At 68.5% G+C, this 22743-nt stretch carries 19 protein-coding genes; 14 read left to right on the top strand and 5 right to left on the bottom strand.

All coding sequences use genetic code 11. The features are described 5' to 3' along the window. The 5 genes from ACAM54_RS27670 to paoC all read left to right on the top strand — a co-directional run bounded on the left by ACAM54_RS27670 (window position 1) and on the right by paoC (window position 6123). Complete coding sequence (locus ACAM54_RS27670; RefSeq protein WP_192323941.1) at window positions 1-990, top strand: tripartite tricarboxylate transporter substrate binding protein; 990 nt, start codon at window positions 1-3, stop codon at window positions 988-990. 133 nt (window positions 991-1123) lie between these two features. Then, window positions 1124-2086, top strand: a complete 963-nt coding sequence (locus tag ACAM54_RS27665; RefSeq protein WP_145744428.1) for an AraC family transcriptional regulator — start codon at window positions 1124-1126, stop codon at window positions 2084-2086. Between the two features lie 223 nt (window positions 2087-2309). Further along, complete coding sequence (gene paoA / locus ACAM54_RS27660; RefSeq protein WP_369651587.1) at window positions 2310-2960, top strand: aldehyde dehydrogenase iron-sulfur subunit PaoA; 651 nt, start codon at window positions 2310-2312, stop codon at window positions 2958-2960. Further along, a complete protein-coding gene (locus tag ACAM54_RS27655) occupies window positions 2957-3907 on the top strand; it encodes a xanthine dehydrogenase family protein subunit M (RefSeq protein WP_145744431.1) in 951 nt (316 codons plus the stop codon). The genes paoA and ACAM54_RS27655 overlap by 4 nt, the downstream gene beginning before the upstream one ends. A 5-nt stretch (window positions 3908-3912) precedes the next feature. Then, window positions 3913-6123, top strand: coding sequence for an aldehyde oxidoreductase molybdenum-binding subunit PaoC (gene paoC / locus ACAM54_RS27650; protein ID WP_369651588.1), 2211 nt, complete (start codon window positions 3913-3915; stop codon window positions 6121-6123). Window positions 6124-6219: 96 nt separating this feature from the next. Here paoC and ACAM54_RS27645 read toward each other — a convergent pair whose 3' ends face one another. The 3 genes from ACAM54_RS27645 to ACAM54_RS27635 all read right to left on the bottom strand — a co-directional run bounded on the left by ACAM54_RS27645 (window position 6220) and on the right by ACAM54_RS27635 (window position 10035). After that, entirely contained in the window at window positions 6220-7182 is a 963-nt protein-coding gene (locus ACAM54_RS27645) for a hypothetical protein (RefSeq protein WP_192323948.1), read from the bottom strand. Window positions 7183-7385: 203 nt separating this feature from the next. Further along, window positions 7386-7844, bottom strand: coding sequence for a (2Fe-2S)-binding protein (locus ACAM54_RS27640; RefSeq protein WP_369651589.1), 459 nt, complete (start codon window positions 7842-7844; stop codon window positions 7386-7388). Window positions 7845-7854: 10 nt separating this feature from the next. Next, window positions 7855-10035, bottom strand: coding sequence for a molybdopterin cofactor-binding domain-containing protein (locus ACAM54_RS27635; protein ID WP_369651590.1), 2181 nt, complete (start codon window positions 10033-10035; stop codon window positions 7855-7857). Between the two features lie 165 nt (window positions 10036-10200). Between ACAM54_RS27635 and ACAM54_RS27630 the strand changes: the two genes are divergently transcribed. Continuing rightward, window positions 10201-10893: a Crp/Fnr family transcriptional regulator gene (locus ACAM54_RS27630; protein ID WP_192323952.1), complete on the top strand. Its 693-nt coding sequence runs from the start codon at window positions 10201-10203 to the stop codon at window positions 10891-10893. Window positions 10894-11009: 116 nt separating this feature from the next. Continuing rightward, complete coding sequence (locus tag ACAM54_RS27625; RefSeq protein WP_369651591.1) at window positions 11010-12800, top strand: tannase/feruloyl esterase family alpha/beta hydrolase; 1791 nt, start codon at window positions 11010-11012, stop codon at window positions 12798-12800. Between the two features lie 9 nt (window positions 12801-12809). Here the strand turns inward: ACAM54_RS27625 and ACAM54_RS27620 are convergent, their stop codons facing one another. Continuing rightward, window positions 12810-13355, bottom strand: a complete 546-nt coding sequence (locus tag ACAM54_RS27620; RefSeq protein ID WP_369651592.1) for a DUF4256 domain-containing protein — start codon at window positions 13353-13355, stop codon at window positions 12810-12812. A 130-nt stretch (window positions 13356-13485) separates the two neighbouring features. Between ACAM54_RS27620 and ACAM54_RS27615 the strand changes: the two genes are divergently transcribed. From ACAM54_RS27615 to ACAM54_RS27590, 6 genes are all read left to right on the top strand, one after another. After that, on the top strand, window positions 13486-13947 hold the full coding sequence (locus ACAM54_RS27615; RefSeq protein ID WP_192323958.1) for a hypothetical protein: 462 nt from the start codon (window positions 13486-13488) through the stop codon (window positions 13945-13947). A gap of 114 nt (window positions 13948-14061) precedes the next feature. Continuing rightward, window positions 14062-15861 carry an FAD-dependent oxidoreductase gene (locus ACAM54_RS27610; protein WP_369651593.1) on the top strand — a complete coding sequence of 600 codons (1800 nt, stop codon included), beginning with the start codon at window positions 14062-14064 and terminating at the stop codon, window positions 15859-15861. A gap of 26 nt (window positions 15862-15887) precedes the next feature. Beyond that, window positions 15888-17777, top strand: coding sequence for a 2-oxoacid:acceptor oxidoreductase subunit alpha (locus tag ACAM54_RS27605; RefSeq protein WP_369651847.1), 1890 nt, complete (start codon window positions 15888-15890; stop codon window positions 17775-17777). Next, on the top strand, window positions 17774-18829 hold the full coding sequence (locus tag ACAM54_RS27600) for a 2-oxoacid:ferredoxin oxidoreductase subunit beta (protein WP_369651594.1): 1056 nt from the start codon (window positions 17774-17776) through the stop codon (window positions 18827-18829). Before ACAM54_RS27605 ends, ACAM54_RS27600 begins: the two co-directional genes overlap by 4 nt. A gap of 45 nt (window positions 18830-18874) precedes the next feature. After that, window positions 18875-19312 carry a CBS domain-containing protein gene (locus tag ACAM54_RS27595; RefSeq protein WP_145744464.1) on the top strand — a complete coding sequence of 146 codons (438 nt, stop codon included), beginning with the start codon at window positions 18875-18877 and terminating at the stop codon, window positions 19310-19312. Window positions 19313-19428: 116 nt separating this feature from the next. After that, entirely contained in the window at window positions 19429-20529 is a 1101-nt protein-coding gene (locus ACAM54_RS27590) for a mandelate racemase/muconate lactonizing enzyme family protein (RefSeq protein WP_192323964.1), read from the top strand. 57 nt (window positions 20530-20586) lie between these two features. Here ACAM54_RS27590 and ACAM54_RS27585 read toward each other — a convergent pair whose 3' ends face one another. Further along, entirely contained in the window at window positions 20587-21504 is a 918-nt protein-coding gene (locus ACAM54_RS27585; RefSeq protein WP_369651595.1) for a LysR substrate-binding domain-containing protein, read from the bottom strand. 85 nt (window positions 21505-21589) lie between these two features. On the opposite strand from ACAM54_RS27585, the gene ACAM54_RS27580 reads away from it, so the two are divergent. Continuing rightward, entirely contained in the window at window positions 21590-22684 is a 1095-nt protein-coding gene (locus ACAM54_RS27580; RefSeq protein WP_369651596.1) for a low specificity L-threonine aldolase, read from the top strand. The last annotated feature ends 59 nt before the right edge of the window (window positions 22685-22743 follow it).

Genomic DNA, 22743 nt, shown 5'->3' with positions numbered 1-22743 from the left:
ATGATCGACACCCCCATTTCCCGCCGCCGCCTGCTGGCCGGCGCGGGCCTGCTCGCGCTGCAAGCGCCGCTGCGCGCCAGCGAAGCCGGCGGCTGGCCGGCACGCCCGATCCGCATGGTCGTGTCCGGCCCCGCGGGTGCGGGCTCGGACATCTTCGCGCGACTTCTGGCCGGGCCGCTGCAGCAGGCCCTCGGGCAGCCCGTGGTGGTGGACAACAAGCCCGGCGCCAACGGCCTGATCGGCAACGACGCGGTCGCCAAGGCGCCGCACGACGGCTACACGATCCTGCTGTCGCCGTCCTCGGCCATCGCCATCAACCCGGTCATCCAGCCGAAGATGCCCTATGACGCGCAGAAGGACCTGCTGCCCGTCGCCCAGGTCGGTGCCGCGGGCATCCTGCTGGTGGCGAACCCGGCCACCGGCATCAGGACGCTGGCGGATCTGGTGCGCCATGCCAAGGCCGACCCCGGCAAGCTGGCCTATGGCTCCTGGGGCAGCGGATCGACTGGCCACCTGGTGATGGAAGGCCTCAAGGCGCAGTACGGCATGGACATGGTGCACGTCCCCTACAAGGGCGTCTCGCCGCTGCTGAGCGACTTGCTGGGCAACAGCATCGGCGTGGGCTTCGTCGACATCGCATCGCCGGTGCCCCACATTCGCAGCGGCAAGCTGCAGGCCGTGGGCTGCACGGGCTCGGCGCGCGGGCCGGCGCTGCCCGACGTGCCCACGCTGACCGAGCAGGGCTACCGCTTCGATGCGGACGGCTGGTACGGCGTCTTCGCGCCGGCCGGCACGCCGCGCGAGGTGGTGCTGCGCTTGAACCAGGAGATCAACCGCATCCTCTCGGCCGACGAGATCGTCCAGAAGTTCGCCGCGCAGAACATGCCGCGCCCGCCGATCAAGGACGCCGACGAGTTCGCGGCCACGGTGCGCCGCGACCTTGCGGCCTGGCAGTCGCTGGCCAGGGTTGCGAAGCTGCGGCTCGATTGAGCGTTGGCGGGATCCACAGGCCATCGATTGCGCACTCCGCTGGATTTCTTGCCTGATCCTCTGGCGGTGGCGGACTTTTGTGGATGGAGTCCGGGCCGGCGGGTTAGAGTCTTTTTCGAAGGCTCCAAGCAGCATGGCATCCAGACACGACGACGCGGCAGCTCAATGCAGGCCGCCACAGGAAGCGATGGCGCAGATCATCGGCGCGCGGACGCCCGGAGCGGGCGACTTCGAAACACCCATCGCCGGCCTCGGCTTCTTCCGGCGCGATGCTCCCGCGCCGCCTGCGGTGTGCATGGTCGAGCCGAGCATCGTGCTGGTTGCCCAGGGCGCGAAGCAGATGTGGATCGGCGGCGAGGCCTATGCCTATGACACCTCGCGGTTCCTCGTCACCTCGTTGGACGTGCCTGCCAATTCGGAGGTGAGGGTGGCAAGCCCCGGGCAGCCCTGCCTGGGGCTGATGCTGAAGCTCGATGTGCGCATACTGGCCGAGCTGATCGCGCAGGGCGGCCTGCCGCCGCCGCGCGACCGGCCGATCGGCGTGGGGGTGGGCATCGGTGCGGCAACGCCCGCCATCCTGGCGCCGTTCTGTCGTCTGCTGGAACTGCTGGACGAGCCGCACGCCATCCCGGTGCTCGCACCGCTGATCCAGCGCGAGATCCACTACCGGCTGCTGATGAGCGACCAGGCTGCAAAGCTGCGGCAGATCGCATCGGTGGACGGACAGGGCTACCGGATCGCCCGGGCCATCGACTGGCTGAAGCTGAACTACGCCATGCCGCTTCGCATCGACGAACTCGCGGCGCGCGTGCAGATGAGTGCACCCACCTTCCACCACCACTTTCGCCAGCTCACCGCGATGAGCCCGCTGCAGTACCAGAAATGGCTGCGGCTGAACGAAGCGAAGCGGCTGATGCTGAGCGAACACTTCGATGCGGCCGGTGCGGCGTTCAGGGTCGGCTATGAAAGTCCCTCGCAGTTCAGCCGCGAGTACAGCCGCCTGTTCGGTGCGCCGCCCAAGCGGGACATCGAGGTGCTGCGAGGGGCCGCGCGGGGCGCCGAGGCGCCCAGGCAAGGGCTGCCGCGCCTGGCATAGGAACTTCCGTAAGCAGCAGCTTGCGGCATCAGCGGATTGGGCAAGAAAACAAGCGGAATGCCCCTGTCAATCCCCGCGCGGCGCCAGAAAAATGGGGAGCCGAAGACACGATGAAACTGTTCGCAGGTGCATGGCATCCGTTCTCCTATTGCGACCGCCGGTGGCGCGTGATATCAAAAAAGCGATGGCCGATGCACCCGAACTTCGAACGACAGGAGCCGACATGCACAGTCCCACGATTCCCTTGCCCTTGATCTCTCGGCGCGACGCACTCATTGCCGGCGCGGTCACCGCCGCGGCGGTTTCGTCCGCTTCCGCACCGGCCGCGGCCGCGCAGCCCGCGCCCCCGGCAGCCGCGGGACCGCGTGCGAAGTTGTCGCTCAACGTCAACGGCCAAACGCATTCGCTCGATCTCGACACGCGCACCACCTTGCTCGATGCACTGCGCGAGCACCTGCACCTGCCTGGCACCAAGAAGGGCTGCGACCACGGCCAGTGCGGCGCCTGCACGGTCATTGCCGACGGCCGGCGCATCAATTCCTGCCTGACGCTGGCCGTCATGCACGACGGCGGGCAGGTCACCACCATCGAGGGCCTCGGCACACCGCAGAACATGCATCCGCTGCAGGCCGCCTTCGTCAAGCACGACGGCTACCAGTGCGGCTACTGCACGCCCGGCCAGATCTGCTCGGCGGTGGCCGTGCTCGACGAAATCAAGCGCGGCGTGCCGAGCCACGTGAGCGCCGATCTCACCGCGCGCCCGCTGCTGTCGGCCGAGGAACTGCGCGAGCGCATGAGCGGCAACATCTGCCGCTGCGGCGCCTACTCCAACATCGTCGATGCCATCACCGAGGTGGCCGGGAGCCGCGCATGAAGCCTTTCACCTACGAGAAGGCGCAGTCCCCGGCGCAGGCGGCGGCCGCGGTCGCACGCAACCCCGGCGCCAAGTTCATTGCCGGCGGCACCAACCTGCTGGACCTGATGAAGCTGCAGATCGAGGCGCCCACGCACCTGGTCGACGTGAACGGCCTGGCGCTGGACAGGATCGAGCCGACGCCCGAGGGCGGCCTGCGCATCGGCGCGCTGGTGCGCAACACCGACCTGGCCGCCGACGAGCGCGTGCGCCGCGACTACGGCGTGCTGTCGCGCGCGCTGCTGGCCGGCGCCTCCGGCCAGTTGCGCAACAAGGCCACCACGGCGGGCAACCTGCTGCAGCGCACGCGCTGCCCCTACTTCTACGACACCGACCAGCCGTGCAACAAGCGCCAGCCCGGCAGCGGCTGCAGCGCCATCGGCGGCATCACGCGCCAGCATGCAGTGGTCGGCACGAGCACGGCCTGCATCGCGACGAATCCGAGCGACATGGCCGTGGCGATGCGCGTGCTCGACGCGGCGGTGGAGACGGTGCGCCCCGACGGCCGCACGCGCGTGATCCCGATCGCGGACTTCCACCGCCTGCCCGGCAACACGCCGCACATCGAGACGGCGCTGGAGCGGGACGAGCTGGTCACCGGCGTCACGCTTCCCAAGCCGATCGGCGGCACGCAGATCTACCGCAAGGTGCGCGACCGCGCCTCCTATGCCTTTGCGCTGGTGTCCGTTGCGGCGGTCGTGCAGCGCGACGGCTCGGGCCGCGTCGCACTGGGCGGCGTGGCGCACAAGCCGTGGCGCGTGGAGGCCGCGGAGGCGGCGATGCCCCAAGGCGCCAAGGCGGTGACCGCGCAGCTGCTGGCCGGCGCACAGCCGACGCACGAGAACGCATTCAAGTTGCCGTTGGCCGAGCGCGCGCTGGCCGCGGCACTGGCGCAAGCAAGGAGCTGAGCCGCATGAAATTCGACACGCCCGCCACCACCAATCCGATCGACCAGCTCAAGATCATCGGCAAGCCGACCGACCGCATCGACGGCCCGATGAAGACCACCGGCACCGCACGCTACGCCTACGAACGCCACACCGAGGTGCCCAACGCCGCCTATGGCTGGGTGGTGGGTGCCGGCATCGCGAAAGGCCGCATCGCCTCGATGGACCTGGGCGCCGCGCGCGCCGCGCCGGGCGTGCTGGCCATCATCACCGCGCGCAATGCCGGCAAGCTCGGCAAGGGCGACTTCAATACGGCCAGGCTCCTGGGCGGCCCCGAGATCGACCACTACCACCAGGCCGTCGCGCTCGTCGTGGCCAACACCTTCGAGCAGGCGCGCGCCGCGGCGCAGCTGGTGCGCATCGGGTACACGCGTGCGCCGGGGCGCTTCGACCTGGCCGCCGAAAAGGATGCGGCGCAGATGCCCAAGGCCGATCCGTTTTCCGGCGAGCCGCTGACAAAGGCGGGCGACTTCGCGGGCGCGTTCGCCGCGGCCCCCGTGCAGCTCGATGCCACCTACACCACGCCCGACGAGTCGCACGCGATGATGGAACCGCACGCCTCCATTGCGCAGTGGCAGGGCGACAAGCTCACGATCTGGACATCGAACCAGATGATTGCGTGGGGCGTCGGCGATGTCGCCAAGACGCTCGGCATCCCGAAGGAGAACGTGCGCCTGGTCTCGCCCTTCATCGGCGGCGGCTTCGGCGGCAAGCTGTTCGTGCGCGCAGATGCGCTGCTGGCCGCGCTGGGCGCGCGGGCCGCCAAGCGGCCCGTGAAGGTGGCCTTGCAGCGGCCCCTGATGATGAACAACACCACGCACCGGCCCGCGACCATCCAGCGCATCCGCATCGGCGCGGCGAGGGACGGCAAGATCACCGCCATCGCGCACGAAGGCTGGTCCGGCGACCTGCCGGGCGGACAGCCGGAAACCGCGGTCAACCAGAGCCGGCTGCTGTACGCCGGCGCCAACCGCCTGACGACCACGCGGCTGGCCGTGCTGGACCTGCCCGAGGGCAACGCCATGCGCGCGCCGGGCGAGGCGCCGGGCATGATGGCGCTGGAGATCGCGATGGACGAGATGGCGGAGAAGCTCGCGATCGACCCGGTCGAATTCCGCGTGCGCAACGACACGCAGGTCGATCCGGAGAAGCCGCAGCGTCCGTTTTCCCAGCGCCGGCTGATCGAATGCCTGCGCACGGGCGCCGAGCGCTTCGGCTGGAGCAGGCGCAACGCCACGCCGGGACAGCAGCGCGACGGTCGCTGGCTCGTGGGAATGGGCGTTGCCGCGGCGTTCCGCAACAACCTCCTGACCAAGTCGGCCGCGCGCGTGCGGCTGGACAACCGGGGCATGGTCACGGTGGAAACCGACATGACCGACATCGGCACCGGCTCGTACACCATCATCGCGCAGACCGCGGCCGAGACGATGGGCGTGCCGCTGGACCGGGTGCTCGTGCGGCTGGGCGACTCGGCCTATCCCGTGTCGGCCGGCTCGGGCGGGCAGTGGGGCGCCAACAACTCGACCTCGGGCGTCTATGCGGCGTGCATGAAGCTGCGCGAGGCCGTGGCACGCAAGCTGGGCTTCGGCGCGGTCGAGGTGGAATTCGTGGACGGCATGGTGCGCGCCGGCGAGCGTGCGGTGCCGCTGGCCGAAGCAGCGGGCGCTGAAGGTTTGATGGCCGAGGACGGCATCGAATACGGCGACCTCGACAAGCAGTACCAGCAATCGACCTTCGGCGCGCATTTCGTGGAGGTGGGTGTCGATGCCGCCACCGGCGAGATCCGCGTGCGGCGCATGCTCGCGGTGTGCGCGGCGGGGCGCATCCTGAACCCCAAGTCGGCGCGCAGCCAGGTGATCGGTGCCATGACGATGGGCGTCGGCGGGGCGCTGATGGAAGAGCTGGCGCTCGACAAGCGGCATGGCTTCTTCGTCAACCACGACCTCGCGGGCTACGAGGTGCCGGTGCATGCCGACATTCCCCACCAGGAGGTGATCTTCCTCGACGAGACCGACCCGATCTCCTCGCCGATGAAGGCCAAGGGGGTGGGGGAACTGGGCATATGCGGCGTCGCGGCCGCGGTGGCCAACGCGGTCTACAACGCCACGGGCGTTCGGGTGCGCAGCTATCCGATCACGCTCGACAAGCTGCTGGATCGATTGCCGCCGGTGGTGTGAGCTGGGGAGCCCCGGCCTTGCCAGCGGCCGGGCATGGCCGGTATGCAACAAATCAAGCCGTTCGGTACGCCTGGGAAGACGGCGTGTCGAACTTGGCTACGCCCGGCCCTCGCGCAGGTGCTTGGCCCATCGGAACGGCGCGGCGAGCCGCGAAACGCCCGAATAAAGCAGCTCATCGTGCGTGCGCGGGTTCGAGGTCGAAAGCGCGCGCATGAGCTTGATCTTCATCCGGTCCGAACGCACCGATTCGCCCGGCGCGCGCGGACGCAAGCCCAGCTTGCGCATGCAGTAGTTCACCTGGTAGACGTGCCCGCGCTCCTCCATCTCCGGCATCACGTAGTAGAGCGCCAGGCTCACCGACACGTCCTTGCCGTTCTGGATGCGGTGCGGCGCAAGGGGCGGATGATGGACGCCGATGCCGGGCACGAGCCTCCAGGCGCTGCCGGCATCCGCGAGTTCGTCGCGGTAGATGCCGGCCACCGGGTTGTGGCGGTAGAAGTCCTCGATCTCCGGCGCCGTCAGCGTGCCGAACTCGCGCGGATAAAGGTGCAGGTCCTTCTCCCCCTGCACCTGCATGAGGAAGTTGGTCTCGTGGTCGAAGTGGTAGGCCACCGGCAGCCACGGCGCGCTCAGGAACACCGAGAGGCTGCCCCATGTCATCTGGCTGCGTACCGGGCGGCGGGTGATCTCCTCGACGTCGGCCAGCAGCAGATCGAAGAGCTCGCCGTACTCGGGATCCATCTCGTCGATGTAGTGCAGCGCCACCCATTTGCCGTTCTCGCCGATCTGCTCGATGCTTTCGCGGAACCGCGCCTTGAGCGTGTCGCGCGGCAGCTTCAGCTCGGCGGCCTTGAAGTAGCGCTTGTAGTGGTCGCGGTCGAACGCGCGCTCCGACAGGCGCGCCAGGCGCTCGATCGACAACAGCGGATGGCCGGCCAGGCCATGCCGGAACGCGAAAGGCCGCTCGTTGAGCTGCTCCCAGGCCTGCGCATCGTCATGCTGGATGAGACCGGACGCCCCGTGCCGGCCGACGGAGGGGTTGCGCAGCTGAGGAATCATGGCCGTCTCCTGTCGTTATTAGCTTACGCATCAGAGGCTAGGCGTTACAGAACGGACGTGCATCACCAAATGGGGTGTTTTTGAATGAAACATTCGAAACACTTTGACGACCGGTGTTCGTGCCGTCCACTTCGAAGCGCAGCCGGCGTGCGGCCCCCCCGAAATGGAGTTCGCAGCTGTGTCCGCCGACGCGTGCCGACCTGCTAACCCATCATGGCCGCAGCTGCCTTGATGGCTTCGCGGACGCGGCCGTAGGTGCCGCAGCGGCACACGTTCTCGATGGCGTCGATGTCCGCGTCGGTGGGATTGCGGGTGCGTCGCAGCAGGTCGACCGCCGCCATGATCTGGCCCGGTTGGCAGAAGCCGCATTGCGGCACGTCGAGGTTCATCCAGGCCTGCTGCACCGGATGCAGCGTGCTGCCGTTGGCCAGCCCCTCGATGGTTGTCACCTGCCGGCCGCGCACATCCATCACGCGCGTCGAGCAGGCGGTGACCGCCTTGCCGTCCACGTGGCAGGTGCAGGCCTTGCACACGTTGATGCCGCAGCCGTACTTCGGGCCGGTGATGCCGAGCTTGTCGCGCAGCACCCAGAGCAGGGCCATGTCGTCGGGCGCCTCGACGTCGACGTGGCCGCCGTTCACCTTGAAAGATTGGACAGGCATGGCGGACTCCTCAGGCGGGTACCGGCACGACGACCGGCGTGGGCAGCTTGCCCGGGGGGATGGGGGTGAAATCGACGGGGAAGTTCAGCGGAAAACTTCGCGGCTTCTTGCCGGTGGCGCGCGCATAGGCGTTGGCGATCGCGCCCGAGCTGGCCGACAGGCCCACCTCGCCCAGGCCGCCGATCGCCTCGCCGCTGCTGGGCGGCATGATGATGACCTTCACGTCCTTCGGGTAGTTCTTCATGCGCGCGAAGTGGTACTGCGAGTAGCTGCCCTCCAGCGGCAGGCCGTTCTGGATGTGCAGCCCGGCCGTCAGCACGATGGAGATCGACTCGCACAGGCCGCCCTGCATCTGCGCCTCGATGCCCGAGGGGTTGATGGGGGTGCCGACGTCGATCGCGATGGTGGCGCGGGTCACCTTGAGGTCGGTCGGCACGCGCGCGTCGATCTCGACGATGCAGGCGGTGAAGGACTTCGACTCCTGGTGCACGCCCACGCCCTGTGCAAACCCCGCCGGCATGGCCTTGCCCCATTGCGCCGCCTCGGCCACGGCCTTCAGCACCGCACGTGCGCGCGGCAGGCGCAGGTATTCGAGGCGGAAGGCGACCGGGTCCTTGCGCAGCGCCCTGGCCATCTCGTCGACCAGGATCTCCTCCACCAGGCGCGAGGGCTGGATGTGCACCGAGCGGTAGGAGCAGGTGTTGATGTCCATCGCGACCGGTGTCAGCAGCTTGGTGGTGACGCCGAAGTTGTACGGCGAAGCGACCATGGTCTTGAACATGACCTGCTCGATGGCGAAGTTGCCCACCGTCTGCGGAAAGCCGTTGGGCAGTGCAATGGCCGCGGCGCCCAGCATCTCGCCGAAGCCGTGGCGCGTGTCGAGCCGCACGCCGGCGATGCGCTGCTCGAAAGAGATGACCTGGCCCAGCAGCATCGTGGCGCGCGCCCGATGGAACATCGGCGGGCGCACGCGGCCGTGGCGCATGTCGTCGGTGCGGTGGTACATCAGGCGGCAGGGCCGGCCCAGCGCCTTGGAGACCTGTACCGCTTGCAGCGTCGCGTCCCAGAACAGCCGGCGCCCGAAGGAGCCTCCTGAGGGCACGGCATGCACCTTGACCTTGTCCAGCGGCAGGCCCAGATCGGCTGCCACCGCCTGCTGCGTGACGATCGGACTCTGCAGGCCGGACCAGATCTCGGCGCGGTCGGCGCGCACGTCGGCAATGGCACATTCCGTTTCCATCGGGCAGTGCGAGACCGCGGCGAACTCGAATTCCCCCTCGACGGTCAGAGCACCCAGCGGCGGCAGCAGGAAGGGCAGCAGCGCGGATTTGAGCTGCTGCTGGATGCTGGCATTGGACTCGCCGGCGACCGCACCCGCGGTCCAGGTGACGTCGAGCGCATTCACCGCGGCCCAGGCCTGGCCGAAGGTCTCGGCCATCACCGCCACACCGGGCGGCGTGGGCACGATGCCGTTCGTGGCGGGAATCGGCGCGATGCCCAGGACGCCGGGCATGCCCATCACCGCGGTCGTGTTGTTGATGCGCACGAACTGGCCGTTGATGGTGGGCGGCCGGCACACCATGGTCGGCTTGGCGTCAGGCACGGCCTGGTCGAGCGTGAACTTCTTGCGTCCGGTCACGATGTCCAGCGCGTCGAGCCGCGTCACGCGCTGGCCGACCACCGCGTTGGCGGAGCCCGTGGCCAGCCCGCCGATCAGCGGCATGCCCGCATGCAGCGAACGCACGCTCGAGGAGCCTCCGGTGAGCTGGTTGAACATCAGCTCCGGACTGGCGTCGGCGGAGCCGACCTCGATCGCGTTCAGCGGCAGGCCCAGCTTGTCGGCCAGCATCATCGCGGCGGCGGTGGCGATGCCCTGGCCCGATTCGAAGCGCGGCAGCTCCAGCCGGACGCGGCCGTTCGCCAGGTTACTCACCTTGACCAGCGGCATGGTCGGCAGCGCCGTGACCGTCACCGCATCGCCGATGTCGATCAGGTCGGTCGTGTCAGGCGGGGTCATCGGCAGTATCGCGGCCCGCGCCGACGAAGGGGCCGCCAGGCCGCCGAGTCCCGCGGCGGCTGAAATCAGCGGCGCAGAGGCCGCGTATCCCAGCAGGTCGCGCCGGCGCATGCCCGGCGGTTCGTCATGAGATGGCGCAGGCGTGGGGCCCGCGCCGGATTCCGGATGTTCCATCCTTGTCTCCAGTCTTATGGTTGTGTTGTGGCGAACGGTGGCCAATATGTCATGATCGCCGCCGCAAAAATGTCTTTTTGAAGACATTCCTTACGCGCCCCGCAGGCCTCCCCACGCAGGGCCGGCGCGGGCGGAAGAGTGGGCCAGCGAGCCGAGGAAACACGAATGCCGTCGAAGGCCATGGAGACCATGCTCCGCGAGAGCTTGTGGGCGAAGACCCTGGCGGCCGAGGAACTCGACCGCGTGGTGCGCGAGTCGTACGAGCGCGAGGTGCCGGCCGGCGGTTTCGTGATGCGCCGCGGCGAGCCCGCGGATCTCTGGCTCGGCGTCATCGAGGGTCTGGTGAAGATGTCGCTGTCCCTGGCCGATGGCCGCGTTTCCACTTTCACCGGCGTGACTTCGGGTGGCTGGGCCGGCGAAGGCTCGCTGCTGAAGCCCGGCCCGTGGCGCTACGACGGCGTGGCCATGCGTCCGACGCGCGTGGCCTGCGTGCCGCGCCACACCTTCGAACGCCTCGTGTCGACGAACCTCGATTTCGACCGCTTCCTCCTGTCGCACATCAATGCGCGCCTGAGCCTCTTCATCGGCCTCATGGAGTTCGACCGCTTGCTGGGGCCCGACGCGCGCGTTGCACGCTGCCTGGCCAGCCTGTTCGACCCGATCCTCTATCCGCAGGCGAGCAGCTTCATACGCCTGACCCAGGATGAGATCGGGCTCCTGTCCGCGGTCTCGCGCCAGCGCGCCAACCGGGCACTGCATGCGCTCGAGCGCGCAGGCCTGCTGCGGGTGGAGCACGGCGGCGTCGAGGTGATCGAGCTTGAAGGCCTGCGCAGCTACCTGGGTGACGGGAGCGCCTAGCGCGGTCCGGCGGCATCCGGGTTTGTCCTCGTTTTTTTGGTTATGAATCAAAACTACATTGGTTATCTTCAATAACCTTTGTGGCCGACGAAGCGCCGCCGGCCGAGGAGACCAGCATGGATCACATCGTGTCATCGTCCCGGCGGCCGGCATGGGCCGCGGTGGGTGCGGCCGCCTTGCTCGCGGCCTGTGGTGGAGGCGGCGGCGGGAGCGGCTTTGCATTCCTGCCGATCGTTCCGGCCGCACCGGCGGCACCGCCGCCTGCGCCCGCTGCGCCGCCGCCCGCGGCTTCGCCGGAGGCACGACCCGGCACGCTGCAGTCGTGCACCGACCTCGCGAGCAAGGCCGCCTTCAACGGCACGGCCTACACCAGCATCACTTCCGTGGCGGCCGGCACCCTCACGGTGGCCGGCGTGAGCACGCCCACGCCCGCGCACTGCCTGGTGCAGGGAAAGATGAACGAACGCACCAGCAGCGTCGACGGCCGCACCTATGCGATCGGCTTCGAGATGCGCCTGCCGGTCGACTGGAACGGGCGCTTCTTCTACCAGGCCAACGGCGGGCTCGACGGAAGCGTGGTCCCGGCCTCGGGCGGGGTCGGGGGAGGGGCGCCCACGACCACCGCGCTGCACATGGGCTTTGCCGTGATCAGCTCCGATGCGGGCCACTCGGGCGCGCAGAACCCCGTCTTCGGCATCGATCCGCAGGCGCGCCTGGACTACGGCTACAACGCCGTCGCGCAACTCACGCCGATGGCCAAGAACCTGATCGCCAAGGCTTATGGCCGCGGGGCCGACCGCTCCTATTTCGGCGGCTGCTCCAACGGCGGCCGGCATGCGATGGTCGCGGCCGCGCGCTCCGCCAACGAGTACGACGGCATCCTGGCGGGCAATCCCGGCTTCAACCTGCCGAAGGCCGCGGTCGCGCAGCTCTACGGCGTGCAGCAGTACGCCCAGGTGACGACCGCCAACACGCCGGCGGGCAAGCCGGACCTGCAGACGGCCTTCACGCAGGCCGAGATGAACACGGTGGCCGCCGCGGTGCGCTCGAAGTGCGATGCGCTGGACGGCGCAACCGACGGCATCGTCGCGGATGTGCAGGCATGCAAGGCCGCCTTCAAGCTGGCCACCGACGTTCCCACCTGCAGCGGCGCCCGCGACGGCAGCTGCCTCACGGCCGCGCAGAAGACCGTGCTCGACAACGTCTTCGGCGGGGCGCGCAACACCGCGGGCGCCGCGCTCTACAGCGGCTTTCCCTACGACGCGGGCATCAACGGCGCCGATTGGCGGCAGTGGGAGTTCTCCAATTCGCAGAACCTGGACACGGCCGCGGTCGGGTTCGTGTTCAGTTCGCCGCCGCTGGGCACGAGCCGCCCCTCAGGCATCGACTTCGCGCTGGGCTTCAGCATGGACGCCGATGCGCCGGGCATCTTCGCGACCACCGCGCTCTACACGGAATCGGCCATGTCCTTCATGACGCCGCCGAACCCGGGCAACCTCGCGGCGCTGCGCGACCGCGGCAGCAAGCTCATGGTCTACCACGGCACCAGCGACGCGGTGTTCTCGTCGGACGACACGACGCGCTGGTATGACGAACTGCGTGCGGCCAATGGCGGCGATGCCTCCGGCTTTGCGCGCTTCTTCCCGGTGCCCGGCATGAACCATTGCGGACGAGGCCCGGCCACGGACCAGTTCGACATGCTGACGCCGCTGGTGGCCTGGGTGGAAAAGGGCAAGGCGCCTGATTCCGTGGTGGCCACCGCGCGCGGCGCCGGCGCCAACGTGGTCAACACGGAACTGCCCGCCGGCTGGTCGGCCGCCCGCACGCGGCCCCTGTGCCCGTATCCGAAGGTGGCGAGCTATGTGGGCGGCGATCTGGAGTCGGCGGCCAGCTTCGCCTGCAAGTAGGGCGCGGGCTCACGCCCGGAGTGCCGCGCGGAAGCCCCTGGCCGCGTAGTACGACTGCGCGCCGTTGTGATAGACGAACACGCGGCCGTAGCGGCGATCGCCGAAGAGGGCGCCGCCGAGCGCCCGGAGGTCGGGAGGGGTCGCGATCCAGCTCGAGGTCTTGAGGTCGAACTCGCCGAGCGCCTGCAGTTGCCGGTACTGTTCCTCGGTCAGCAGGTCGATGCCCATGGCGGCGGCCATCTCGACCGCGCTGTCCTGCGGCTTGTGTTCCTTGCGGGCGTCGAGCGCTTCGCGGTCGTAGCAGACGCTCCTGCGGCCGATGGGGGTCTCCGCGGCGCAGTCGCAGAAGACGTAATGGCCGGTTGCCGGGTCCTGGCCGATGACGTCGGGCTCTCCGCCCGTGGCTTCCATTTCGCGCAGCGAGCGCAGTGCGCGGGGGCTGGCTTCGAGCCGGCTGCGCACGTCGGCCCAGGCGATGGCCTTGTGCCGGTGCATGTTCTTCTCGAAGCGGGTCTTCAGTGCCTGGAGCAGCGCTTCCCGTTCTTGCGCCTTCATGGTTCTCGAGTGCGTTGGGCTTGGTTGCAGGTCTGCCTTGCGCGTGACAGTTTGCCAGATGACATGCGCGGCCCGCGGGATTATGCTTTTTGCCCCGCGCAGGAAATGGCTCGCCGATGGAGGTCCCGTCATGACCAGTCCAGCCCGTTCGTTGCTTCGTGCTCCGGCGCCGGGGGAAGAGATCGTTCTTCCGGCCAGGATGGTGGGCGAGGGGTTCCAGATTGCCGCCCGCTCGCAGAAGACCTACGTGGCTACCGGCGCGCCCGTGGTCTTCTTCGACGTCCTGTCCGAAGACGGCGAGCGCATCGGCATTGCCAATGCGATCCTCGAACCGCGTTCCGATGCCGTGGCGGGCATCGGGCATGTCTGCGTGACGCTGAGCGAGGCGCATGCCTCCGTGGAACTGCTGACGCAGGTCGCCGATGTCCTGGTCGACTACGCCTTCGATTCGGGCCTGCGCGAAGTCATGATCGTCGTGCCGCAATCGCACGCCGATTCGGTCGAGGCGTGCTGCAGGCTCGACCCGGTCTCGTCCGGTGCGACGCACCTCGGACACGGGGTCGAGGGGCAGGTCTACATGTATCGCCGGTAGCGGGGCACCTGCGGGATTCCACCAAGGCCCGGCGGCGGCCGGCGCGGCGCATACTTGCCGCAGCGCCGCTCGCCGGCCCCTCCGGGGTTCCGGGCGACTGTCAGGAGGCACGCCTTGCAGCGAACCGACATTGCCAACCCGGCCTATTTCCACAAGGTCGTCGATTGCCAGTACGCCTGCCCGGCGCACACCCCCGTCCCCGAATACATCCGCATGATCGCGCAGCGCCGCTACAGCGACGCCTACATGGTCAACTGGGTCTCCAACGTGTTTCCCGGCATCCTGGGGCGCACCTGCGACCGGCCCTGCGAGCCGGCCTGCCGTCGCGGGCGGGTGGAAGAAAGCAATGCGAAGGATCCCGAGCCGGTGGCGATCTGCCGGCTCAAGCGCGTGGCGGCCGACATGAAGGAGGACGTGCGTGCGCGCATGCCCAAGCCGGCGCCGAAGAACGGCAAGCGTGTCGCCTGTATAGGCGCAGGGCCGGCCTCGCTCACCGTCGCGCGCGACCTCGCGCCGCTGGGCTACGAGGTGACGGTGTTCGACGAGGACGCCAAGGCCGGCGGCTTCATCCGCACGCAGATCCCGCGTTTTCGGCTGCCCGAGTCGGTGATCGACGAGGAGACCGGCTACATCCTGGACCTGGGCGTCGAGTTCCGCGGCGGCGAGCGCATCGGATCGATGAAGGCGCTGATGGCCGAGGAGTGGGACGCGATCTTCGTCGGCTGCGGCGCGCCGCGCGGGCGCGACCTGGACATTCCCGGGCGCCGGGAAGCGGCGGCCGGCATCCACATCGGCATCGACTGGCTCAATTCCGTGTCCTTCGGGCATGTGAGCCGCATCGGCCGGCGCGTGATCGTGCTGGGCGGCGGCAACACGGCCATGGACTGCTGCCGCTCGGCCCGGCGCCTGGGCGGCAGCGACGTGAAGGTGATCGTGCGCAGCGGCTTCGACGAGATGAAGGCCTCGCCCTGGGAGAAGGAAGACGCGCAGCACGAAGGCATTCCGATCATCGACTTCCACGTGCCCAAGGCCTTCGTGCACGACGAGGGCCGGCTGCAGGGCATGACCTTCGAGCGGGTCCGCGCCGAGTACGACGCGCAGGGCCGCCGAAAGCTGGTGCCCACCGGCGAGCCCGATGCCTGGTTCGAATGCGACGAGGTGCTGGTGGCGGTGGGCCAGGAGAACGCCTTCCCGTGGATCGAGCGCGATTGCGGCATCGCCTTCGACAGCTCGGGCCTGCCCGCGCTCGACAAGAACACCTTCCAGTCGACGGTGCCCCATGTGTTCTTCGGCGGCGATGCGGCCTTCGGCCCGAAGAACATCATCACGGCCGTGGCCCACGGCCATGAGGCGGCGGTGTCGATCGACAAGTTGCTGCGCGCCGAGCCGGTGTACGTGCGCCCGGCGCCGATGACCAATCTGATCTCGCAGAAGATGGGCATCCACGAGTGGAGCTACGACAACGACACCTCCAACGACCTGCGCTACAAGGTGCCGTGGGCCAAGGCCGAGGCGGCGCTGGCCAGCATCCGGGTGGAGGTGGAGCTGGGCTTCGACGCCGCCACCGCCTTCAAGGAGGCCGAGCGCTGCCTGAACTGCGACGTGCAGACGGTGTTCACCGAATCCGCGTGCATCGAATGCGATGCCTGCGTGGACATCTGTCCGATGGACTGCATCAGCTTCACCACCAACGGCGACGAGGCGGATCTGCGCCAGCGGCTCAAGGCGCCTGCGCTCAACCTGGCGCAGGACCTGTACGTGTCGGGCGGGCTCAAGACGGGCCGCGTGATGGTCAAGGACGAAGACGTCTGCCTGCACTGCGGCCTGTGCGCCGAGCGCTGCCCCACGGGCGCGTGGGACATGCAGAAGTTCCTGCTGAAGATGGCGACGGCGGGGCAGGAGGTGGCCCGATGAGCGCCGTCCGGCCGCCCGACGGGGCGATGGCGCCCCCGGAAGGCGGCAAGGCACACGGGACGACGGGCGCAGGGGTCGCCCCCATCGAGGCGGTCAACGACTTCGTCATCAAGTTCGCCAACGTCAACGGTTCGGGATCGGCCTCGGCCAACGAACTGTTCGCCAAGGCCATCCTGCGCATGGGCGTGCCGGTGAGCCCGCGCAACATCTTCCCGAGCAACATCCAGGGCCTGCCGACCTGGTACGAGGTGCGCGTGACCGAAGAGGGCCATCTGGGGCGGCGCGGCGGCACCGACATGATGGTGGCGATGAACCCGCAGACCTGGGACGCCGACCTGGCCGAGCTGGAGCCCGGCGGCTACCTGTTCTACGACAGCACGCGGCCGCTGCCGCCTTCGAAGTTCCGCGACGACATCCGTGTGATCGGCATGCCGCTGACCGAGATCTGCAACGCCGTCTACCAGGACCCGCGGCAGCGCCAGCTGTTCAAGAACATCGTCTATGTGGGCGCGCTCGCGATCCTGCTGGGCATCGAGCCGGAAGTGGTCGAGAAGCTGTTCGGCGAGCAGTACAAGGGCAAGGAAAAGCTGCTCGCTTCCAACGTGCAGGCGCTGCACCTGGGCTGCGACTTCGCGCGCGAGAACCTCGAGCCGCTGGGCCTCCGGGTGCGGCGCGCCGACCGCGTGGGCGACCGCATCTTCGTGGACGGCAACAGCGCCGCAGCGCTGGGCTGCGTGTATGGCGGCGCCACGGTCGCGGCCTGGTATCCGATCACGCCGTCGTCCTCGGTGGCCGAGGCCTTCCAGAAGTACTGCACCAAGTTCCGCGTCGACCCGGCCACCGGCCAGCAGCGCTTCGCCATCGTGCAGGCGGAGGACGAACTCGCCTCCATCGGCATGGTGGTCGGCGCCGGCTGGAACGGCGCGCGGGCCTTCACGGCCACCTCGGGGCCCGGCATCTCGCTGATGGCCGAGTTCATCGGCCTGGCCTACTTCGCCGAGATTCCGGTCACCATCATCGACGTGCAGCGCGGCGGCCCTTCCACCGGCATGCCGACGCGCACGCAGCAGGCCGACATCCTGGCCTGCGCCTACGCCTCGCACGGCGATACCAAGCACGTGCTGCTGTTTCCCGAGGATCCGCACGAGTGCTTCGAGCATGCGGCGGCGGCGCTGGACCTGGCCGACCGGCTGCAGACGCCGGTGTTCCTGATGACGGACCTGGACATCGGCATGAACCAGCGCCTGTGTGCACCCTTCACCTGGGACGACAGCAAGGCCTACGACCGCGGCAAGGTCATGAGCGCCGAGGAGCTCGAGGCGGGCCGCGACTTCGGCCGCTACAAGGACGTGGACGGCGACGGCATTCCCTGGCGCACGCTGCCGGGCACGCACCCGAGCAAGGGCAGCTACTTCACCCGCGGCACCACGCGCGACGCCTATGCCCGGTATTCGGAGCGCGGGCCGGACTACATCTACAACATGGAGCGGCTGCTCAAGAAATTCGCAACCGCGGCCACGCTGGTGCCGCAGCCCGTGCTGCGCCCCGCCGCCGGGAAGACCGAACTGGGCGTGATCTATTTCGGTTCGACCAGCCCGTCGATGCACGAGGCGCTGCAGGCGCTGGAAGCGCGCGGCATCCACCTCGACGCGCTGCGGCTGCGCGCCTTTCCCTTCCCGGACAGCGTGGTGCAGTTCCTGGCGCAGCACCGGCAGGTGTTCGTGGTCGAGCAGAACCGCGATGCGCAGATGCGCAGCCTGCTGGTCAACGAGCTGGACATCGATCCCGCCCGGCTGGTGCGGGTGCTGCACTTCGATGGCACGCCCATCACGGCGCGCTTCATCGTCCAGGCCATCAGCGCGCATGTGCGGAAGACGCAAGCCGCCGGCGCCGCCGGCACGAAGGAAGCTGCATGACCTACCTCGCCAAGCCCCGGCTGCACCATCCGACGCTGGCCACCAACAAGGTCGGCTATACGCGGCGCGACTACGAGGGCAAGATCTCCACGCTGTGCGCCGGCTGCGGCCACGACTCGATCTCCGCCGCCATCATCGAGGCCTGCTGGGAGCTGGACATCGAGCCGCACCGCGTGGCCAAGCTCTCGGGCATCGGCTGCAGCTCCAAGACGCCGGACTACTTCCTGGGCGCGTCGCACGGCTTCAACACGGTGCATGGCCGCATGCCCAGCGTGCTGACCGGCGCCAACCTGGCCAACCGCGACCTGCTGTACCTGGGCGTTTCGGGCGACGGCGATTCGGCGTCCATCGGCCTGGGCCAGTTCGCGCACGCGATGCGGCGCGGCGTGCGCATGGCCTACATCGTGGAGAACAACGGCGTCTACGGCCTGACCAAGGGCCAGTTCTCGGCCACGGCCGACCAGGGCTCCAAGAGCAAGAAGGGCCTGGTCAACAGCGACAGCCCGGTGGACCTGGTGGCCATGGCGCTGCAGCTGGGCGCCAGCTACGTGGGGCGGGGCTTCTCGGGCAACAAGGCGCAGCTGGTGCCGCTGATCAAGGGAGCGATCAGCCACGGCGGCGCCGCCTTCATCGACGTGATCAGTCCCTGCGTCGCCTTCAACAACCACCCGGGCAGCACCAAGAGCTACGACTACGTGCGCGAGCACAACGAGGCGGTGAGCCGCATCGACTTCATCAGCGGGCGGGAAGAGATCACTGTCGACATGGGGCCGGGCGAAGTGGTGGACGTGCGCCAGCACGACGGCACGCTGCTGCGCCTGCGCAGCCTGCATCCCGACTACAACCCCGGAGACCGTTATGCCGCCATGGCCTACATGCAGCGGCACCAGGAGAGGGGCGAGGTGGTGACCGGCCTGCTCTACGTCGATCCGCTGGCCACCGACCTTCACACGGCGCTCAACACCTGCGACCGGCCGCTCAACGCGCTGGGCCCGGCCGAACTGTGCCCCGGCGCCGAGGCGCTCGCGCGGCTCAACGCCTCCTTGCGCTGAGCGGCGTCCGGCGGCACCATTACGTTCCTTTCCGGAGGGCGCACCATGGCCGAGCGCACCGTTTTCCAATCCATCTCGCGCAAGCACGTGATCAGCCTGGGTCCGCAGGCCAGTGCGCGCGACGCCGCATGCGCGATGACGCGCGCCAACTGCGGCAGCGTGCTCGTCATGGAACTGCCCGACATGCTGCTGGGCATCCTGACCGAGCGCGACCTGATGACCCGCGTGCTGGCCCGAGGGCTCGATCCCGACCGCACGGCGGTGCGCGAGGTCATGACGCCCAACCCGATCTGCGTGCCGCCCGAAACGCCGGTGTCCGACGCCGTGGTGCTGATGCTCGAACGCGGCTTCCGCCACCTGCCGTTGACGTCGGGCGCGAAGATCCTTGGCGTGTTCTCGATACGTGACGCGCTGCCGCGGGAGCTCGGCACGGCGGTCAGCCTGACGGAGTTCCGCGAGCAGGTGAACGACGCGCTGGGATAGGGCGCAGCGCGAGGAACCTGCGCGGCTCGAGCACTCGACAACACGGTGCGGGGTAAGCACTTGTCCGGCGCTACCATCGCTTCGCGGTCTCGAGCGGCAGCTTCAAGGAAAGGTCCATGCGTTCCATCGCGAAAATCACGAGCCAGCTCTTCAAGGTTCCCCTGACTGAAGTCCTGACGGACGCCAAGCACGGCGCACACACCCATTTCGAATTGGTGACCGCGACCGTGGTGCTTTCGGATGGCAGCCGGGGCACGGGCTACACCTACACCGGTGGCAAGGGAGGGCATGCGATCAAGGCCATGATCGACCATGACCTGGCGCCTGCGATGATCGGCATGGATGCGGCGGATGTCGAGGGCGTCCACGATTTCAGCGAATGGCATGTGCACTATGTCGGCCGCGGCGGCATCGCGTCGTTTGCGATCTCCGCGATCGACATCGCGCTCTGGGACATCCGCGGCAAGGCGGCAGGCCAGCCGCTCTGGCAGCTGGCGGGCGGCGCTGCGAACACCTGCGATGCCTACTGCGGTGGCATCGACCTGGCGTTCCCGCTCGCGAAGCTGCTGGACAACGTGCGTGGCTATCTCGCCAAGGGTGCGGGCGGCGTCAAGATCAAGATCGGCCGCCAGGATCTCGAGGAAGACATCGAGCGCATCCGGGCGGTGCGGCAGCTGATCGGTGACGGCATGGCCTTGATGGTGGACGCCAACTACGCGATGAGCGTGGATCAGGCCATCGCTGCGGCCAAGCGCTTCAAGCCCTTCAATGTCCTGTGGTTCGAGGAGCCGACCATTCCGGACGACTACCAGGGCTATGCGCGCATCGCCGCCGCCACCGGCGTGCCATTGGCAATGGGTGAGAACCTGCACACGATCCATGAATTCGAGCATGCGTTCGAGCAGGCGCGACTGTCCTTCATCCAGCCGGACGCCTCCAACTGCGGCGGCATCACGGGCTGGCTGAAGGTGGCCGAGCGCTCCCGCCGATACGGGATCCCGGTGTGCTCGCATGGCATGCAGGAGCTGCATGTGAGCTTGCTGGCGGCGCAGCCGAACGCGGGCTGGCTGGAGATTCACAGCTTCCCGATCGACGAGTACACGATGCGCCCGCTGGTTCTCGAAAACCGTCGCGCAGTTGCACCGGACGAGCCGGGAATCGGCGTGAGCTTTGACTGGGCGAAACTTGCGCCGTACCTGGTCGATGCGTCCCGCTAGCGGGCCCGTGTTTGCTTGACCCGGCGCCTGCGGCGCGGCCGCGTACGGGCGCCACCCTCAGTGGCAGTACGGGCGAATGTGATCCAGTTCGGATTCGATGACGCCGCGCACGACGTCCTTGAAGGCTGACACGAGCCGGGAATGAGGCGCATCGGGCGCGAGCAGGAGCGCAAGGCGCACCCTGATGGCAGGCTTGAAGGCCCGCACCTCGAAATCGAGATTGCGCTGCTCATCGAGCGCTGCCAGCGGATTGATCACGCTCACGCCCAGGCCTGCAGCGACCAGCGAGCAGACGGAGGCGCCCAGGTCGGACTCCAGCACCGTTCGGGTCTTGACGCCTGCGGCGGCCAATACCTGGTCGATGCGTTCTCTCGGGCCGCTGCCCAACGGGAACGAGATGAACGCCTCGCCGTCCAGGTCCGTTGCACGAACCTGCCTGACCCGCGCCAGATGATGTTCCCTGGGAAGCAGGGCAACGCAATCCATGCCCAGCAGCGTTTCGACACGGATGCCGGGCGGATCATCGCCATAGAGGATGGCGAGGCCCAGGTCGCACAAGCCCGAGCTCACCCATGTGTCGACGGTCGTGGCCGCACCGGAGTGAATCGTGACGAGCGTCTCGGGGTGGTCGCGCTTGAACCGGACGACCGCCTGGCTGAGGACGCCTCCGGCAATTCGCGCCATGGCGGCCACCGCCAGGCGGTCGCCGCCGAACGTCCGGATGTTGGATGCCGCGGACTCCAGGCCCTGCAGCCCGGCGAATGCCTTCTCGACTTCCTGGAAGAAGCGTTTTCCTTCGAGTGAAGGCGCCAGACGCGTGCCGCTGCGTTCGAAAAGCGCAAACCCGATGATCGCCTCCAACTGCGAAACGAGGCGGCTCACCTGGGGCTGCGAGGTGTGAAGCCGCCGCGAGGCTTCGGTCATCGACCCCGTCTGCACGACCACCCGGAAGGCCTCGATGTGCTTCAAGGTCATGCGTCGGCTGCTCATATCAATATTGTATGGCTCACTGTTGAGTACGCATTTGCAGTATCGAATGCCCGGAAGAATACTTGCGTCCATGCCCGACAAGATCCTGCACGTTGCCGACGCCGGGCCACCGCGCAGTCCATGCGCGGTGGCCCGCGTGGTGGACCTGCGCAGCGACACCGTGACGCTGCCGACCCCGTCGATGTACGACCGCATGCAAACCGCCGCACTGGGGGACGACGGCCTGGACGGCGATCCGACCGTGCGCGCGCTCGAGGCGCTGGCGGCCCGAACACTGGGCAAGGAGTCCGGCCTGTACGTGCCGACCGCCACGATGGGCAACCTCCTGGCCGTGCTGTCGCAGGCGGAACGCCGGTCGCAGGTCGTGCTCGAGGAGTCCGCACACATGTTCGTCTCCGAGCGCGGCGGCGCCGTGTTCAGCGGCGTGACCTACACCGGCATTCCGGGCGTGGCTGGCGCGATGGACCTCGAGAGCCTGGCGCTGGCGCTGAAGCCGTCCCGCGAATTGCGCACGGATCTGGTCTGCATGGAAACCACGCACGGCAACGCGGGAGGAGCGGTGCTGCCGCTGGACCACATGCGGGCGGTCTGGAAGGCATCCAGTGGCGCCGGCGTGCGCGTCCACCTCGATGGCGCCCGGCTCTTCAACGCCGCCGTGGCGCTGAACGCCGATCCGGCCGCGATCGCGTGCTACGCCGACACGGTGACCCTCTGCCTTTCGAAGGGCCTGAGCGCGCCTGCAGGCGCGGTGCTCGCCGGACCGTCCGCCACCATGGCCAGCGCCAGACGGTTGCGCAAGATGCTCGGGGGCACGCAGCGCCAGATCGGCGTGGTTGCCGCAGCGGGACTGGACGCCCTGGAAACCATGCCCGGACGGCTCGCCCAGGACCATGCTTCGGCGTCGCGCCTGAGTGTGGCATTGCGGGCTGTGCTGCCTGGCGCCGTCGGCGTCAGCACGCCGCCCACCAACATCGTCTTCGTCGACCTGCCCGAGGCCGTACCCGACAGCCTCGCCTGGGCGGAGGCACTCAAGGAATGCGGTGTCCTGGTCCGCCCGTGGGGTCCGCGCAGGATCCGGCTCGTGACGCACCGCCACATCGGCGCGGCCTGCGTGGATGCCGCCGCCGCCGGGTTCCGGCGTGTCGCGCAATCGCTGCTTGCTTGAACGCGTTCTCGCAGGAACGCGCCTCCCTTCGGACCCATCGAGTACCTACCAGGAGCCTT

Origin of the sequence: Variovorax sp. V93 (assembly GCF_041154485.1) — a bacterium.
GTDB classification, from domain to species: domain Bacteria; phylum Pseudomonadota; class Gammaproteobacteria; order Burkholderiales; family Burkholderiaceae_C; genus Variovorax; species Variovorax beijingensis_A.
Note: the sequence above shows the minus strand (reverse complement) of the source record. Positions and strands in the feature narration are given on the sequence as shown.

What these genes read in the sequence shown, in the direction of transcription:
- paoC (WP_369651588.1), top strand. Translation starts at nt 3,913, where the DNA reads ATGAAATTCGACACGCCCGCCACCACCAATCCGATCGACCAGCTCAAG.
- ACAM54_RS27630 (WP_192323952.1), top strand. Translation starts at nt 10,201, where the DNA reads ATGCCGTCGAAGGCCATGGAGACCATGCTCCGCGAGAGCTTGTGGGCG.
- ACAM54_RS27635 (WP_369651590.1), bottom strand. Translation starts at nt 10,035, where the DNA reads ATGGAACATCCGGAATCCGGCGCGGGCCCCACGCCTGCGCCATCTCAT.
- ACAM54_RS27645 (WP_192323948.1), bottom strand. Translation starts at nt 7,182, where the DNA reads ATGATTCCTCAGCTGCGCAACCCCTCCGTCGGCCGGCACGGGGCGTCC.
- ACAM54_RS27580 (WP_369651596.1), top strand. Translation starts at nt 21,590, where the DNA reads ATGCCCGACAAGATCCTGCACGTTGCCGACGCCGGGCCACCGCGCAGT.
- ACAM54_RS27600 (WP_369651594.1), top strand. Translation starts at nt 17,774, where the DNA reads ATGACCTACCTCGCCAAGCCCCGGCTGCACCATCCGACGCTGGCCACC.
- ACAM54_RS27665 (WP_145744428.1), top strand. Translation starts at nt 1,124, where the DNA reads ATGGCATCCAGACACGACGACGCGGCAGCTCAATGCAGGCCGCCACAG.
- ACAM54_RS27640 (WP_369651589.1), bottom strand. Translation starts at nt 7,844, where the DNA reads ATGCCTGTCCAATCTTTCAAGGTGAACGGCGGCCACGTCGACGTCGAG.
- ACAM54_RS27615 (WP_192323958.1), top strand. Translation starts at nt 13,486, where the DNA reads ATGACCAGTCCAGCCCGTTCGTTGCTTCGTGCTCCGGCGCCGGGGGAA.
- ACAM54_RS27670 (WP_192323941.1), top strand. Translation starts at nt 1, where the DNA reads ATGATCGACACCCCCATTTCCCGCCGCCGCCTGCTGGCCGGCGCGGGC.
- ACAM54_RS27590 (WP_192323964.1), top strand. Translation starts at nt 19,429, where the DNA reads ATGCGTTCCATCGCGAAAATCACGAGCCAGCTCTTCAAGGTTCCCCTG.
- paoA (WP_369651587.1), top strand. Translation starts at nt 2,310, where the DNA reads ATGCACAGTCCCACGATTCCCTTGCCCTTGATCTCTCGGCGCGACGCA.
- ACAM54_RS27625 (WP_369651591.1), top strand. Translation starts at nt 11,010, where the DNA reads ATGGATCACATCGTGTCATCGTCCCGGCGGCCGGCATGGGCCGCGGTG.
- ACAM54_RS27605 (WP_369651847.1), top strand. Translation starts at nt 15,888, where the DNA reads ATGGCGCCCCCGGAAGGCGGCAAGGCACACGGGACGACGGGCGCAGGG.
- ACAM54_RS27585 (WP_369651595.1), bottom strand. Translation starts at nt 21,504, where the DNA reads ATGACCTTGAAGCACATCGAGGCCTTCCGGGTGGTCGTGCAGACGGGG.
- ACAM54_RS27655 (WP_145744431.1), top strand. Translation starts at nt 2,957, where the DNA reads ATGAAGCCTTTCACCTACGAGAAGGCGCAGTCCCCGGCGCAGGCGGCG.
- ACAM54_RS27620 (WP_369651592.1), bottom strand. Translation starts at nt 13,355, where the DNA reads ATGAAGGCGCAAGAACGGGAAGCGCTGCTCCAGGCACTGAAGACCCGC.
- ACAM54_RS27595 (WP_145744464.1), top strand. Translation starts at nt 18,875, where the DNA reads ATGGCCGAGCGCACCGTTTTCCAATCCATCTCGCGCAAGCACGTGATC.